At 40.7% G+C, this 14,830-nt stretch carries 11 protein-coding genes, 3 tRNA genes and 2 pseudogenes; 8 read left to right on the plus strand and 8 right to left on the minus strand.

The genetic code is table 11. The features are described 5' to 3' along the window. Window positions 1-488: 488 nt before the first annotated feature. The 5 genes from SD31_RS17505 to SD31_RS10695 all read right to left on the minus strand — a co-directional run bounded on the left by SD31_RS17505 (window position 489) and on the right by SD31_RS10695 (window position 5,347). Window positions 489-686, minus strand: a complete 198-nt coding sequence (locus SD31_RS17505) for a hypothetical protein (RefSeq protein WP_039054109.1) — start codon at window positions 684-686, stop codon at window positions 489-491. A 76-nt stretch (window positions 687-762) separates the two neighbouring features. Continuing rightward, entirely contained in the window at window positions 763-1,812 is a 1,050-nt protein-coding gene (locus SD31_RS10675; RefSeq protein ID WP_039054110.1) for a hypothetical protein, read from the minus strand. Next, window positions 1,799-3,091, minus strand: a complete 1,293-nt coding sequence (locus SD31_RS10680; protein ID WP_197053669.1) for a DNA cytosine methyltransferase — start codon at window positions 3,089-3,091, stop codon at window positions 1,799-1,801. The genes SD31_RS10675 and SD31_RS10680 overlap by 14 nt, the downstream gene beginning before the upstream one ends. Window positions 3,092-3,096: 5 nt before the next feature. Next, a complete protein-coding gene (locus tag SD31_RS10685) occupies window positions 3,097-3,423 on the minus strand; it encodes a helix-turn-helix domain-containing protein (protein WP_039054111.1) in 327 nt (108 codons plus the stop codon). Between the two features lie 628 nt (window positions 3,424-4,051). Then, window positions 4,052-5,347: an SUMF1/EgtB/PvdO family nonheme iron enzyme gene (locus SD31_RS10695; protein ID WP_231561476.1), complete on the minus strand. Its 1,296-nt coding sequence runs from the start codon at window positions 5,345-5,347 to the stop codon at window positions 4,052-4,054. Between the two features lie 359 nt (window positions 5,348-5,706). Between SD31_RS10695 and ispF the strand changes: the two are divergent. Continuing rightward, a pseudogene (gene ispF, locus SD31_RS10700) lies at window positions 5,707-6,184 on the plus strand (2-C-methyl-D-erythritol 2,4-cyclodiphosphate synthase). Here ispF and SD31_RS20950 read toward each other — a convergent pair. Both SD31_RS20950 and SD31_RS20955 read right to left on the minus strand, forming a co-directional pair. Next, window positions 6,185-6,670, minus strand: a complete 486-nt coding sequence (locus tag SD31_RS20950; RefSeq protein WP_316929854.1) for an MFS transporter — start codon at window positions 6,668-6,670, stop codon at window positions 6,185-6,187. It abuts the pseudogene before it with no gap. Further along, complete coding sequence (locus SD31_RS20955; protein ID WP_316929855.1) at window positions 6,648-7,403, minus strand: MFS transporter; 756 nt, start codon at window positions 7,401-7,403, stop codon at window positions 6,648-6,650. The genes SD31_RS20950 and SD31_RS20955 overlap by 23 nt, the downstream gene beginning before the upstream one ends. A gap of 310 nt (window positions 7,404-7,713) precedes the next feature. Here SD31_RS20955 and SD31_RS10710 point away from each other — a divergent pair, with 310 nt between their 5' ends. The 4 genes and pseudogenes from SD31_RS10710 (at window position 7,714) to uvrC (ending at window position 13,204) form a co-directional block, all read left to right on the plus strand. Continuing rightward, a complete protein-coding gene (locus tag SD31_RS10710; protein WP_039054113.1) occupies window positions 7,714-8,310 on the plus strand; it encodes a tetratricopeptide repeat protein in 597 nt (198 codons plus the stop codon). Then, complete coding sequence (locus SD31_RS10715) at window positions 8,307-8,813, plus strand: tetratricopeptide repeat protein (RefSeq protein WP_039054114.1); 507 nt, start codon at window positions 8,307-8,309, stop codon at window positions 8,811-8,813. The genes SD31_RS10710 and SD31_RS10715 overlap by 4 nt, the downstream gene beginning before the upstream one ends. 422 nt (window positions 8,814-9,235) lie before the next feature. Further along, window positions 9,236-11,332 carry a transglycosylase domain-containing protein gene (locus SD31_RS10720; RefSeq protein ID WP_231561477.1) on the plus strand — a complete coding sequence of 699 codons (2,097 nt, stop codon included), beginning with the start codon at window positions 9,236-9,238 and terminating at the stop codon, window positions 11,330-11,332. Window positions 11,333-11,405: 73 nt separating this feature from the next. Then, window positions 11,406-13,204 (plus strand): annotated as a pseudogene (gene uvrC / locus SD31_RS10725) (excinuclease ABC subunit UvrC). A gap of 23 nt (window positions 13,205-13,227) precedes the next feature. Here the strand turns inward: uvrC and era are convergent. Beyond that, on the minus strand, window positions 13,228-14,109 hold the full coding sequence (era, locus tag SD31_RS10730; protein WP_039054115.1) for a GTPase Era: 882 nt from the start codon (window positions 14,107-14,109) through the stop codon (window positions 13,228-13,230). A gap of 115 nt (window positions 14,110-14,224) precedes the next feature. Here era and SD31_RS10735 point away from each other — a divergent pair. The 3 genes from SD31_RS10735 (at window position 14,225) to SD31_RS10745 (ending at window position 14,534) form a co-directional block, all read left to right on the plus strand. Continuing rightward, window positions 14,225-14,296 (plus strand) — tRNA-Met (locus tag SD31_RS10735). Window positions 14,297-14,343: 47 nt separating this feature from the next. Next, window positions 14,344-14,415, plus strand: a tRNA-Met gene (locus SD31_RS10740). Between the two features lie 47 nt (window positions 14,416-14,462). Further along, a tRNA-Met gene (locus tag SD31_RS10745) sits at window positions 14,463-14,534 on the plus strand. Window positions 14,535-14,830 lie beyond the last annotated feature (296 nt).

Here is a 14,830-nt window from a genome sequence, read left to right on the forward strand (position 1 = left end):
GGTTTTAAAATTCGGTTAAATTGTTTGTTYGTTAATTTTWYTTCATATCAATAAACCAATCCAATATGGAAGTTTTTTCAATCTTACAATTTCATTGAAAATACGTTTGATAGTTTGTTGGGCGACATTCCTTTTTGAATAAGAAGCAGCAAGCCTAAATCTATGGTTTTGGCAACTTGTAAATATCCAACCAACTGCGAGTAATCTTTTAAACTCAATTGACTTAAATACTTTGCTTCAATTAATATCAATCGTACTTTTTTATCAGGATTGATAATAGAAAACACTATATCAACTTTCAGTTTAGGAATGTAAGTTCCTTGTTTCTTTTATGGTAATGCCTGATTGGTTTTCTAAATCAGATACAATGAAATCTAAAGTTTTGTTACAGGAATAGAAAACGCTGTAATTATTCCCAAGATATGTGTTTAGGTATTGACTGAATTTCTTTGAAAATTCTTCATAATAGCTTATTTCGTTCTGTACCACTATTTCAAATTTACTGTTAGGTTATTTACTTTAATTTTTGTTTTGATGAGCTGCTGGTTCAAACTGTTGCTTACAGATGAACAAATAAAAGCTCTTTCATTCATTGGATTAATGACCAATAAAGGACTATCAAATGTGTTTCCAATGGTTTTTAATGTCAATATTTCTGTTGTGTGTTGATTGATAATATCTTCCATCGAACCAGTATGTCTTTTTCCGTTTAAAGTTTTTGCAAAAAGATATGCAATGCCTTGGTCAATGCCTGTGAAGCTTTCAAAATCTTCGATGTTCTATAAGTCTTGATACTTTTGCTTTGTGTGTCGATATTTCCAATTCAGGAAAATATTCTGATTGAATTTCTTTCAACTTTTTGAAAAGTTCTTTTTTCGTTCCTTTTGATAGTCTTGGAAAAAAGTTGATGTACTTGTTTTTGTCCTTTACTAATTTTTCGATTTCCTCAACAGGTGCGTGAGGACAACCCAAAACCGCACAAAAATGATGGTAGTGAAAAAATAATTTGTTTCTCACCTCAATTGGTAATTCATCTGAATTTTGGTCTGTATGAACTGAAACAGGGCTTGGTGTTCTTAGCTTTCGTAAGATGCAAGGAATTTGTTCTTCTTTCTTCTGATGCTTTTCAATTTTTGTTACATCAATAGATTTCGCTTGTAATGAAAAAGAATATTGAGTAAGAAATGAACGAACCAAGAACCGAATTTTAAACCCTTTTTTCCAGCCTTTATAATCAGGGTCAGAAGCAGAATGTTGGTTAGGATGATTGTATAAAATTTGGTCGGTTATCGAACCTAAATCAGTTAACCAAGAACATAATTGTACAACTAATTTAAAATTCCTTGTACTTCCAGGAATTTCAATAGAAACAACGGGAGCATCATCTGTAAATCTTCTATGTGATAATGTCAAACTTGCTCTTGTATCAAAAATACCTGAAAGAAAACTTGCTGTATTAATACCTGTCAATTTTGATTTAGCGGTTGATAAGTCAGAAGAAGAAAGCAGAAACCCACCAATCGGCAAACCTAAATATTCCAAGTCCTTTTTCAAACTCGAAATATCTGAATTGTCAATCGGCATAATCAGCCATTTGCCATTACCGATTTCATAAGTTACATTGAAATTATATGATGAATTAAAATATTGGCAAATCTTCGTAAGAATATCTGTTGCTATGATATTCATACGTTTAGGTTCCATTCCCCACTTTTTGAACGGAAGGTCGATAACAAAAGTGTTTTCGTCTATTTTCCCACTTCCAACCAATAATCCAAGTATGTATGCTTTAATGTGGTTAATTCTCTCCATTTTCTAAATGCTTTTCTAATGCTTTGGCAATAACCCAAGCAAAAACAGGCGGAACAGCATTACCGATTACCTTGTAAGCATTCGCAATGGTTTTGTAAGGAAATTCAAAATTATCAGGGAATGATTGTATTCTCGCTATCTCTCTGATTGTAAATCGCCTGTTTTCAAAAGGGTGGGTAATACCACAGTTTTCGGGTTGTGCTGAAGCCGTGATTGTACCATTGATTTCACCTAAAGCAAATCTACGATAAAAGTTAGGGGCTCGGTATTTCTTTGGATTATCCCATATTTTTCTAAAACGTTCTGACATATCTTCGGGGTTCATACTTTTCCAAGATTTCCCTTTGGAAATGGTCTGACTAATTTTATTCAATGGAATTTTCTTTTTGAATTTGGCTAATGCTTCTTTGCCATCTTCGCAAGGTCCGATTTTATCAACCATATATTGGCTTCCTGGTGAATATTTCCAAAAATCGTTTGCTTGCGGTGCATTTTTGGGAATGTCGCATAATACAGAACCAAGATACAAATCATATGGATTGTCAGTTTCGTTGGGTAAATTGTATTCCGCTACAATTTGGTCTAATAGACTGAAATCAAAATAACCGAAGTCTTTTCTAATTCCAATAATAATTAATCGCTGACGATTTGAAGGAACTCCGTAGTTGCTTGTTTTTAAAAGTTTGTAGCAAGTTTTAAATCCCAATTTTTCTGTACGTTTTACAATTTCATCAGGGATACTTGTGCCATCTTCCATTTTAGAAGACATAATGCCTTTTACATTTTCAAAAACAAAACCGATAGGTTTGTTTTCTCTTTTCAAACCTGCTTTGAGTAGTTTTTCGCATTCTTCAAAAAGGTTTCCTCTTTCATCATTGATGCCTTTTCTCAATCCTGCGTTTGAGAAAGGCTGACAAGGAAAACCTGCAAGTAAAAAATCAAAATCGGGAATGTTTTCAAAATCAACATTTTTTATGTCTTCACGATGCAATTTGTGATTATTGAAAAAAGAAGTATTGGCATTATAAACATATTCAGCCGCAGGGTCTATGTCATTTGAATATACAATCTTGAACTTGGTTTTATCAAAATGCCTATCCCGAAAATTGAAGTTTCCCGAAAATCCTAAATCCAAACCTCCGCAACCGCTAAAAAGTGATACGATTTTGAAAGTTTTGTTTTGAGGCGTGGACTTTTTCTGTTTATTGTTATTAAAGTCAATAAACATTTGCGGTTCTTCCACAGTTGAAATTGTTTCTAATTCTGTTTGGTTGTACATAATGTTTAAAGCTTTAATGTTGTTTGTTTTGTATTCTTCTCTCTGATATATTTCACTTTTTCTTCTGCAAGTGTCAGCACATTAACACTACACTTGTTTTGATAAAGCGTGTATGCTATTTTCTCACTTATCAATTCAGATTTCAATGTTTCCAAATCAAGATTAAATGCTTCTGCAAGATTAGGTAAAAAAGCTTCGTCAAATTCCTTTTTACCTGTTTCAATTTTGCTCAAAGCACCAGAGTCAATACCGAGTTTAGCACCCAATTGAGTGAGAGTCAAACCGCTTTGAGTTCTTAGTTTTCTAATGTATTCTCCAAAATTTGCTTCCATTGTCTTGATGTTTTAGTCTTGACGATTTCGACAAAAATAGTAATTAGTTTTGAAAACTATCCAATTTGTTAGTAAATTATTTTTGTCGAGCGTTGGAAAAGTTCAAGCTCTTTTGGTTTTTGTGTGTCGGCTTTGTGTGGTTGGAAAACCAAATGTGCTTGAATGTGCGGTGGCGTTCAGGGGTTGCCTATAACTCTCAAATATACGCAATAATTTTTTTGAAGAAATTAATCAATCCTTTGGGGTTCTTAGATTGTTGATTATCAATATCATCCAACAGTAATTTAATTGCGCATTTTGCATTGTTAGTTGTTTGAAATTATACTATTGATTACACAAAATACGCAGTTAAGAAATGAGTGGTTTTGATGTAAAGGACTTCGCTTTTGAGCTGGGCGTATATGAGGGCAAAAAATGTTATTTGGATTGTTATCCTTATAGTCCCGATCTTATTAGTGTTCTTAAAGAAAACGCTAGCGCTAATAGAGCCGATCCACCCAAAAATGGTATGTTCCCGATAATGCGCATTACAGAAAACTTATTGGTTTGAAACCTGTAATGGTTGGCAAGGCTGCTATGAAAGCCCTCTATATGAAAAAAGGGAGGAAATTTTCCTCCCTTTTATTTTTTATCTTCTATAGCCGTTTCCTGGTCCAAATATGTTGCCTACCATAGTCATAGCGCAGCGGAATCCTGTCATGGCGTTGGATTCATCTTGTTGCATATGTCTTCGGGTAGCAGGATTTAGCCAGAAGGCTCTGTCGTTCCATGAGCCACCTTTATAGACTCTAGATTTGTTGTTGACGAGAGTAGTCTTGCCGTAAAGCTCTTTGTTTTCTTCGTCTTTGAAACCGCGCACATCATTGTTATATGGTTTCAATGGGTTTTCTCCGGCTTTAGCGGCCTGCAGCTCTTCCCATGTTTGTTTGCGAGGCGCTTTTGCCGGCACTTTTATAGGTCTGCCGTATTCATCTTTGGCGAGGATCCGTTTCTCTTCGTCTTCGTATTTATAGTCTTTAAATTCGTGACCGCGGTAAGGGTTGAAGTCTTCGAAGTCTTCATAAGACAGCTGACGGTACACGTCGCTTACCCATTCGTTTACGTTTCCGGCCATATTGTATAGACCGTAGTCGTTAGGTTGATAACTTCTTACCGGAACGGTGATGTCACCACCGTCGTTCAGATCGCCGGCAACTCCCATGTTGTTACCTCTAGAAATTTTGAAGTTGGCCATCATCTGTCCTTGAGTGCCACGTTTGTAGTCGCGAACGCCCAGGCCATTCCAAGGATAAACCTTGTTGGTTTCCACATTTCCTTTGATTGTATTTCCTATCAACCCTAGAGCAGCATATTCCCATTCTGCTTCTGTAGGTAGTCTATATGCTTGTTTTAGGATGCCGTCTTCCATACGTACAGGTCTGCGAGCACCCTGTTGTGCGTTAGGGCGAGTATCTTTGGGCATATTTTTACCGTCAATACCTTCCCCTTGGTATTGGCCGTTAAGATAAATTTCGGTGTTGAAACCGGTTGCTTTTTGCTGTTGAGCAGCAGTTTTATAATCTGCTAGGATGCCTTTCTGGCGCAATATGTTTTCGTTTACACGGTCTGTACGCCATTGGCAGTACGCTACAGCCTGCTCCCATGTAACTCCCACCACCGGATAATCCTGAAAGGAAGGGTGACGCAAGTAGAAGTTTACATAAGGCTCATTATACGAAAGAGGATGTCTCCACACCAAGGTGTCAGGGAGAGCATCGTAATACATTTTTTGGTCATCAGGGAAATTGGTGGTAATCCAATGTAGATACTCCAACCAGTCTACATTGGCTACTTCAGTCTCGTCGATATAGAACGAAGCCACGGTCACCCTACGCTTTACCACATCATAGTTGTAAGCTATATCGTCGCTCAGGCTGCCTCCCATCACGAAAGTACCACCCTCAATAGGAATTAAACCTGGTCCCGGCGTTTCTTTGATTTTTCTGTTTATTTGTAAGCTCCATTGTCCGGATCATTATAACGAACACCTGTTTTGCTTGAATAGTCACCGCTTTTACTTTTACAAGAACTGAAAGAGGTTATAATTGTAATAATTAGTATTGCAGATGTAAAAACTCGCAATTTCATCATGATGATTTCAATGTCATTAATAGTTGTTCAAAAATAGGATTTTTTTGTAATATCTTAATACAAAATATAAATACAGGTACTAATTGTGTTTCGGAAAAGACGAGCACAATGATGTATAGAGAATATTAAAAGTAAATGCTAACTTCGTCCGGTATGAAGATTAAAGTAGGATTCGGTTTCGACGTACACCAGATGAAAGAGGGACACCCTTTCATCGTGGGAGGTGTACAGCTAGAACATCATGCCGGAGCGTTTGGGCATTCCGATGCAGATGTGTTGGTGCATGCTATATGTGATGCTATATTGGGAGCTGCCAACTTAGGCGATACTAGGTTTGCATTTCCCCAATACGGATATGCGCTGGAAGGGTGTTAGCAGTCTTGTGCTCTTAGAAGAGTGTGTGCGTCTTATTTCTGAGAAAGGCTGGTCTCTGGGTAATATTGACGCAATGCTGGTGCTGGAAGCTCCGAAGATCAAACCTTATATTCCTGCCATGCGAAAAAACATAGCAGCAGTTACAGGCCTAGAGGAGGAAGATATCTCCATTAAGGCGACGACAAACGAAACCATGGGCTTCATCGGCCGTCAGGAGGGCGTTGTAGCATATGCTGTTTGCCTGATTCAGAAATAATCACTCTTTGTTTCGGAAATAAGAAATCATTATCAGCAAGGCAAGGACGGACAGCAATGCCGACAAGACAAATGGGGCTCCCGGAAAATAGAAGACAGCCTCTTTTCTTGAAAAATAAGAAAATAGGGAGCTCATGATGACAGGGCCGATGATGGCTGTAAGGCTAATGACGGAAGTGATTCCTCCTTGTATCTGTCCTTGCTCGTTTGCCGGTATATGATTGGAGATGTAGCTCTGCAGTGCCGGTCCTCCGATACCTGCCGATACGAAGAAGATACTTATCGCAAACATCATCCAGCTTTGTGTTGCAATGCCGAACAAAGAATACGCAATCAGGTAAAGGGTGAGCCCGAGGAGGATAGCATTTTTGAGTCCTAGCTTCGGTATGGCTATGCGTATAAGTCCTGCCTGCACTATCATCAATAACGTACCTACAAAACCTAGCGATAGACCTACCATACGTTCATCCCACTGAAATTTTTCCATCGTTATAATAGGACCACGTCGTTTGCACGGCATTGGCTGCTATGTTTACGAGGAAGATACAGACCATAAGCGGTAAAATTTGGGGATAGGTGTTGATATGGGCAAAAGTGCCGATGGGGTTGGACGTCTTCCAGTCGAAAGGTCTTCTCAGTTCAGGCTTTAACGATTCCGGCACGACAAAATAGCCGTAAAGAAGGTTTAACAGACAGAGAGCCGCCGCCGCAAAAAAGGGAAGCCGTGAGCTGTATTGACCCAAGATGCCTCCAAGTACCGGCCCGAGGATAAAACCCAGCCCGAAGGCTGCACCTAACAAACCAAAGTTTTGTGCTTTTTTCTGGGGAGAGCTTATATCGGCGATATAGGCGGCAGCGACCGTATGACTGGCTCCCGTAATGCCGGCAATAAGTCGTCCTGCGAAGAGCCATCCAATAGAAGGAGCTAACCCCATAAGAATATAGTTGATTCCGAAACCCAATAGAGAAAACAGCAATACCGGCCTTCTCCCATATTTATCACTCAGGTTGCCCAACACCGAAGCAAAGAAAAATTGAGCGAAAGCATAAACAAATACCAGCCATCCCCCATACTGGGAGGCAGCGCTAAGGTCTCCATGTATAAGTTCCTGAATTAATTTCGGTATCACCGGAATGATAATGCCCAGTCCTATAGAGTCAATCACTACGGTTACAAAAATGAAAAATAAACCTTTGGATTCTACTGATTTCGTCAACATCGGAGGTAAAGGTAAGGAATGTAAGGCCTATAATTAAACTATTTGTTGAAATCTACAATCGTATTGTATATTTGATTGTCAGCGTAAGCTAATAGAAATGAGGTTTTTAAAGAGTTTTTCTATATGCTTTTCCTTATTGGTCACCACAATAGGCGGGATATTCTTTGTGCAATGTTCTACGCCTTCGGGTAATCCATCCTCTTATTCGCAGAAGAAGTATCATTCATTTTCTATTCGGTATAATACGCTTTTTAATATTGACGCCGCATTAAGGAAGGAAAGGGAAAGACTACTTTTTCAACAGCAGAACATGTGGCAGATTCAGTTGCTTGAAAAGCCGGATTATCGTTCTAATTCGAACTTTCTGGATTCCTTACAACAGGGCATTTTGGAACTGCTGCCTTACGTGCATGAAGACCGGCAGAAAAAAGCACTATATGTACGTCTTGCTCAATCCTATTTTTATAAGGAAGATTATTATGCTGCCCAGGCCTATCTAGACTTGCCGGGACTATCCTTTACGGACTTCGAGGTTTTGTATTATTGGTTGCGAATCCATAATCTTTTGGGACAATATCAGAAGGTAAACTCTCTTTTCCCAGAAATCGAATTAGGACTATTCTCTCCTCGAGAGAGATCCTTACTTTATGCTGCTCATGCAGAAACCTTCTATCTTCAAAGGCAGATAGACTCAGCCATCGTGTACTTGGAATTGGCCCAAACGGAATATGCCCCAAAGGGTTACCGCTGGTCTTGGACGTATAGCCTAGCAATGATGTATGCGGAAAAGGAAAATTACGAACAGGCCTTACCGTATTTTCAAGCGGTGCGGAGAAGTCTTACTGCTCCCGATGGTATAAAAATTGCTTCGGAAGTTACTTGTTTACGTCTACAGTCGAAAGATTGAATCAACGTCTTGCCCAATACAAACAGATTTTGAAGAAGGGCTATTCTTTGGGCAAGGAGGGGCTGGTTTATATGGCTGTGGCAGAAGATTATGCGCCTCATCAGCCGGATTCGGCCATAGTGTATTACACAAAGGCTGTGCAGCAGTACCCGTCGCCACGTATGGCTAGCAAGGCATGCTGGAAATTGGTACAACTATATCTTTCTAAGTCGCAATACGATTTAGCAAAGACGTATTTAGAAAAAATCAGGGAGAGTGGATATCATGATGGGTTAGAGGATGAAGCGCGTATCTTGAGTGCGAATGGTGACGAATGGATTTCCCTCTTGCGCCAATATAAAGAGGATAGAACGATCGGAAGGGGAGTGGCTTATGCAGATTTCCTTGAGAAGATAGGCTTAAGGAAGGAAGCGGTAGGAGTTCTGAAGGAGCTCATGCAGCAAGATACCGTTAGAAAGACAGATTATCTGCATCGGATAAACCTGTTGGAGAACATGCTCTAAAAGTCAGCAAATGTGTACATGTATAGAATGCGGAAACGCGGCTGTAGACAGTAGGTGATTAACCTTAAAACGTTACTTCTCTTGCTATGGAGGAGGCCCTTTGCAGATAAGTTTGTGGATAGCGCCCCGAATTTATAAAGCTTAGTGAAAAAAAAATATAGTACCTTTGTAATTCCCAAAAAATGTTAGCGTTCATGCAATAGCAGAATCTGTCAGGGAATATTTGAAAACGGAAAGAATCGTTAAGTAGCATTCTACATAATTAATATGAAGAGAGAATCAAAAAATAGTAAGACTTACACCGGAAGAGATCAAACGCTATACTCGAAATTTTTGGCTGATCATTTTTGGTGGTATAGGATGTATTTTTTTAGTAATATTTTTAGTACGTATCGGTCTTTTTGGTAAGCTTCCTGGTTTCGATGAATTGGAAAACCCAAAAAGCAATTTGGCTTCAGAAATCCTTACGGACGACAACCGTGTGTTGGGTACATATTATAAAGAAAACAAGATCTAACGTACAGTATAGTGATTTATCTCCTCATCTGGTTAATGCGTTGATTGCTACCGAAGACAAACGTTTTTATAGCCATTCGGGAATAGATTATTCCCGTACGATAACTACGGTCTTCTATACATTGATGGGAAACAAGCAAGGGGGAAGTACGATCACTCAACAGCTAGCATTAAATCTTTTTTCGGAAAAGAGAGAGCGCAACACCATCAAGCGTATCATGCAGAAGCTGCAGGAATGGATTACGGCCGTACGTTTGGAACGGAACTACACTAAAGAAGAGATCATCATGATGTACTTCAATACCGTAGACTTCGGCTATAAAAATACGTATGGTATTAAGTCTGCGGCACGGACCTTCTTCAATACCACGCCGGATAAGCTGAAGATGGAAGAAGCAGCCGTGTTGGTAGGTATGTTGAAAGGCCCTTCTTTATTTTCTCCTATCCGCAATCCGGAACGTTCGCTTAACCGCCGTAACCTGGTGTTGGCCAATATGATGAAAGAGGGCTTTATCACCAAAGAAGAATATGAGGAAGCCAAGGAAAAACCGTTGAAGCTGAATCTCAATGTGACGAGCTATGGCGAAGGCCCGGCCCCTTATTTCCGTGCGGTGCTGAAAGATGAGATCAAGAAGGAGTTTCAACGTCTGGGCATCACCAAAGAGGATGGCACCCCGTACGACTTGGATAGAGACGGACTTCGCATCTATACACCTATAAATTACGATATGCAGCTGTATGCCGAACAGGCACAGAAAGAATGGATGCAGAAGCTGCAAAAAGAGTTTGATAAGCAGTGGCGCAACAGAAATCCTTTTGCCGGGGAGCGTGCTAAGCTCCTCACTACTGGTATGAAGCGTTCGGACCGTTATATACAGATGAAAAATGACGGCGCTTCTGAAGAGGAAATCCTGAAAGCTTTCAACACAAAGACGCGCATGACCATCTTCACCTGGAAAGGAAGCGTCGATACGATCATGACGCCGATGGATTCTATTAAATACAACAAACTTATTCTCCGTAACTCCATGATGTCTATGGAACCACAGACCGGACATATCAAAGCGTGGGTCGGAGGGATAAGCTTTGAACATTATAAATACGATCAGGTAAAGATGGGAACACGTCAGGTGGGATCTACAGCCAAGCCTTTCACCTATGCGGTGGCAATAGACAACGACTACTCGCCGTGTCAGCCGATTCCTAACCATCCCCAAACATACGGCGACTGGTCGCCACGGGGAACTATTCAGGGTGGAGATCCTATAACCTTGAAAAATGCGCTGAAATATTCGCAAAACCACGCTACGGCATACCTCATTCACTTGGTAGGTGCTTCAAATGTGGCAGAACTTACCCGCAAGATGGGTATAACATCCAAGGTGCCTAGTTATCCTTCTATAGCTTTGGGAGCCTATGAAGCATCGGTATATGATATGGTTGGTGCGTATTCGGCATTCGTCAATCACGGAACATGGATTAAGCCGGTGATGATCCTACGTATAGAAACCAAAGAAGGAACGGTAATCTATGAGCATAAACCTGAAATCCGGAAAGTGCTTAACAGTGAGTCTGCCTATATCATGGTAGATATGTTGAAAGGAGTGGTAGATGGCGGTACGGCCAGCAGACTGCGTCGTGCCGAGTTTGGGGGGATTACCTATCCTATAGGGGGTAAGACCGGTACTACCAACGACAACTCCGACGCATGGTTTATCGGCATTACGCCGCAACTGGTAACCGGAGTGTGGACAGGATGTGAAGACCGAGGTATAAGCTTCAGCAATATGCAGTATGGACAGGGGGCTGCGGCAGCCCTGCCGGTGTTCGGCTTATTTATGAAGCGTGTGTATGCTGATAGTAAGCTCGGATATTCTAAAGAGGATTTCCCTCTTCCGCCGGGAGGATTGACACGCGTGATCGACTGCTCGAAGTATAGTGGAGTGTATCAAGGTGGGGAACAGCCCGAACCGGAGCTGCAAGACGACCGTTTAGGATTTTAAAATTTGATAATATTATAACACGCCAGACAATGAATTTTCGTAATTTGTTGTCTGGCATTTTTATGTAGTGTTGATGAGTTCGTTCGATTATAAAGAAGAGTTAAAGAAGATTCCCCATAAACCTGGCGTATATCAATATTTTGATAAGGACGATGTGTTGATTTATGTGGGGAAGGCTAAAGATTTGAAGAATAGGGTGAGTTCTTATTTCGTCAATGACCGTCAGCTCAATGCCAAAACTAGGGTGTTGGTCCGTAAGATCAACCGCATAGCCTTTACCATTGTAGATACGGAAATTGATGCTTGGCTGTTGGAGAACAACCTTATCAAGAAACATAAGCCACGCTACAATGTGATGCTTAAGGACGATAAAACCTATCCTTGGATTGTCATCAAGAATGAACCTTTTCCGCGCGTACAGTGGACACGTAAATATATCAAGGATGGCTCCACTTATTTCGGCCCTTACGCTTCGGTGGGCATGATGCATGTGGTGCTGGATACCATAAGGGAGTTGTTTCCGCTGCGCACTTGCAACCTCAACCTTTCTCCTGAAATTATCGCCAAAGGGAAGTACCGTATCTGTCTGGAATATCAAATCGGCAATTGTAAGGGGCCTTGTGAGGGACTACAGTCGAAAGAAGATTACGACCAGAATCTTACTAACATCAAAGATATCCTTAATGGTAAGATATCGGTAGTGAAAACGCGTATCAAAGAGCAGCTCGATGAAGCCGTTGCGAACCTCAACTTCGAATTGGCGCACCAGCTAAAGATCAAGTTGGATAAGCTGGAAAACTACCAATCCAAATCGACAGTGGTAAGTTCATCTATTACGAATGTGGATGTCTTTAGCATTGCATCGGATGAAAGTATCGCCTTTGTAAATTTCTTGAGAGTGGTGAACGGAGTGGTAATCCAGACGCAGACTTTGGAAATGAAAAAACGACTGGATGAGACCGATGCGGAACTGCTGCAGATTGCTATTCCGGAAATCCGCAATCGCTACAAATCGCTGTCACGCGAGATTATTGTCCCTTTTGAGATAGAGGTAGAAGGACTGCCGGATTATGTGAAGTTTACCGTCCGAAACTGGGAGATAAGAAGAAGCTGTTGGAACTTTCGTTGAAGAACGTAGCATATTTCAAGAAAGAGCGCATGCTCCAATATGAAAAGCTGAACCCGGAGATTAAGACCGAACGTCTTTTGACGCAGATGCAGAAAGATTTGAGGCTAAACGTGCTACCACGACATATAGAATGTTTTGATAATTCCAATATTCAAGGAAACTACCCGGTGTCGGCGATAGTGGTATTCAAAGACGGCAAGCCTTCGAAAAAAGATTACAGACATTTCAACGTGAAGACCGTGGAAGGTCCTAACGATTTTGCAACGATGGAGGAGGCCGTTTACCGTCGTTACAAACGCTTGTTGGATGAGGGGCAACCTCTGCCACAGCTTATCGTTATCGACGGTGGTAAAGGACAGCTGGGCGCCGCCTTGAAAAGCCTTAAACTGTTGGGTATAGAAAAGCAGGTCACCGTGATAGGCATTGCCAAACGTCTGGAGGAGCTCTTCTATCCGGGAGATCAATATCCGCTTTATCTGGATAAGAAATCTGAAACCTTAAAGGTTATCCAGCATCTGCGGGATGAGGCACACCGCTTCGGCATCACATTTCACCGCAACCAACGTAGCCGCAAGACCTTCGTCTCTGAGCTGGAAAATATCCCTGGAATAGGAAAAACATCGGTAGAGAAGCTGTTGAGGGAGTTTAAATCGGTGAAAAAGGTGAAAGAGGCAACAGATGATGATTTAGCGAAGGTGCTGAATAAAAGGCAGATAAAAGCATTAAGAGAGTATTTTCAATAAAAAAGCAGTGTTTACACTGCTTTTTAATTATCATAACCGAAACGTTTTAGAATGTTCTTCTTTGTACGCCAATCAGGCACTACTTTGACATACAGCTCCAAGAAAACTTTATTTCCAATGAACTCTTCGATATCTTTTCGAGCGTAGGTGCCTACTTTTTTGATCATTTCACCACCTTTGCCGATGATAATGTTTTTCTGCGAATCTCTTTCTACGTAGATCTCTGCGGAAATTCTGGTGATGTTAGGTTCTTCCTTATACGAAACTACGCCTACTTCCGTGCTATATGGAATTTCTTTGTCATAGAGCATAAAGATTTTTTCGCGGATTATTTCGGAAACAAAAAATCGCATGGTCCGGTCTGTCAGCTCTTCTTTGTCATAGTAGGGAGGATGTTCCGGAAGTTTTTCTTTAATGTATTCAAGGATGGTTTGTACGTTAAATCCCAAGAGTGCGGACATAGGGAATACTGCGTCGGGATTTAAGGTTTCTTCCCAAAACTTGAATTTTTTGTTTTTACTTTCTTCTTCGTTAGAGAGATCAACTTTGTTGATCAATACCGCTACTGGAGAGGAGGCTTTGCGCAATTTTTCCAACACGTCTTGTTCGTCATATCTTTCGTGAATGTCTGTAACAAAAAGTATCAGATCGGCATCTACAAGAGAGTCTTCCACGAAGTTCATCATGGATTCCTGCAAAGTATATTTCGGTTTTATGATGCCGGGAGTATCAGAGAAAACAATCTGATGGTTTTCGTCGTTGACAATTCCGATGATGCGATGGCGTGTTGTTTGTGCTTTAGGGGTGATGATAGACATTTTTTCACCCACTAAAGCGTTCATTAGTGTAGACTTACCTGCGTTTGGTTTACCGATAAGGCTTACGAATCCAGCTTTATGCGACATTTTTAATTTTTATTTGTTTTACAAAGAAACAAATAATATCTTTGTACTCCAATTTGAAAGGTAAATAATCTTTGTTTTTGATAACAAAATCAAAGATTTTAGCATGAAAATATAGTGCGGGGTGGAGCAGTGGTAGCTCGTCGGGCTCATAACCCGAAGGTCGTCAGTTCGAGTCTGGCCCCCGCTACCGAAAGTCGTCGGACACGATGTCCGGCAGAAAGCATGAAAATACAGTGCGGGGTGGAGCAGTGGTAGCTCGTCGGGCTCATAACCCGAAGGTCGTCAGTTCGAGTCTGGCTCCCGCTACCGAAAGTCGTCGGACACGATGTCCGGCAGAAAGAATATAGATACAATGCGGGGTGGAGCAGTGGTAGCTCGTCGGGCTCATAACCCGAAGGTCGTCAGTTCGAGTCTGGCCCCCGCTACTAATCAAAAAGCCTTACATGATGATGTAAGGCTTTTTTTTGTCTTCCGCTTTTCTTTTCCAGAAAATTGATTTATTAAAAGTGATTGTTACGCAAACGATTTCGTTTGTTGCTGCTATGGTATTTCAGATCAAAAATCCTATTATTGGTGGGATTTAGTTCAAAAGATTCATCTAATGATCTATTTCGTTTGTCAATTCATAAAATACTTAAAATTGTAATGGTCAATTAACAAATTTTCAAAAGGAAGGAGATGTTCCTTKKATAATGGATGATGTCGGGCATGCTGATTTCTA

The organism is Sphingobacterium sp. T2, assembly GCF_000814685.1.
Classification (GTDB): Bacteria; Bacteroidota; Bacteroidia; order Sphingobacteriales; family Sphingobacteriaceae; genus Sphingobacterium; species Sphingobacterium thermophilum.

Bases quoted from the DNA above. Each gene is read 5' to 3' on its own strand.
- SD31_RS10685 (WP_039054111.1), bottom strand. From the start codon at position 3,423: ATGGAAGCAAATTTTGGAGAATACATTAGAAAACTAAGAACTCAAAGC.
- SD31_RS20950 (WP_316929854.1), bottom strand. From the start codon at position 6,670: ATGGAAAAATTTCAGTGGGATGAACGTATGGTAGGTCTATCGCTAGGT.
- SD31_RS10720 (WP_231561477.1), top strand. From the start codon at position 9,236: ATGAATTGGAAAACCCAAAAAGCAATTTGGCTTCAGAAATCCTTACGG.
- era (WP_039054115.1), bottom strand. From the start codon at position 14,109: ATGTCGCATAAAGCTGGATTCGTAAGCCTTATCGGTAAACCAAACGCA.
- SD31_RS10680 (WP_197053669.1), bottom strand. From the start codon at position 3,091: ATGTACAACCAAACAGAATTAGAAACAATTTCAACTGTGGAAGAACCG.
- SD31_RS10695 (WP_231561476.1), bottom strand. From the start codon at position 5,347: ATGGGAGGCAGCCTGAGCGACGATATAGCTTACAACTATGATGTGGTA.
- SD31_RS10710 (WP_039054113.1), top strand. From the start codon at position 7,714: ATGTGGCAGATTCAGTTGCTTGAAAAGCCGGATTATCGTTCTAATTCG.
- SD31_RS10675 (WP_039054110.1), bottom strand. From the start codon at position 1,812: ATGGAGAGAATTAACCACATTAAAGCATACATACTTGGATTATTGGTT.
- SD31_RS20955 (WP_316929855.1), bottom strand. From the start codon at position 7,403: ATGTTGACGAAATCAGTAGAATCCAAAGGTTTATTTTTCATTTTTGTA.
- SD31_RS17505 (WP_039054109.1), bottom strand. From the start codon at position 686: ATGGAAGATATTATCAATCAACACACAACAGAAATATTGACATTAAAA.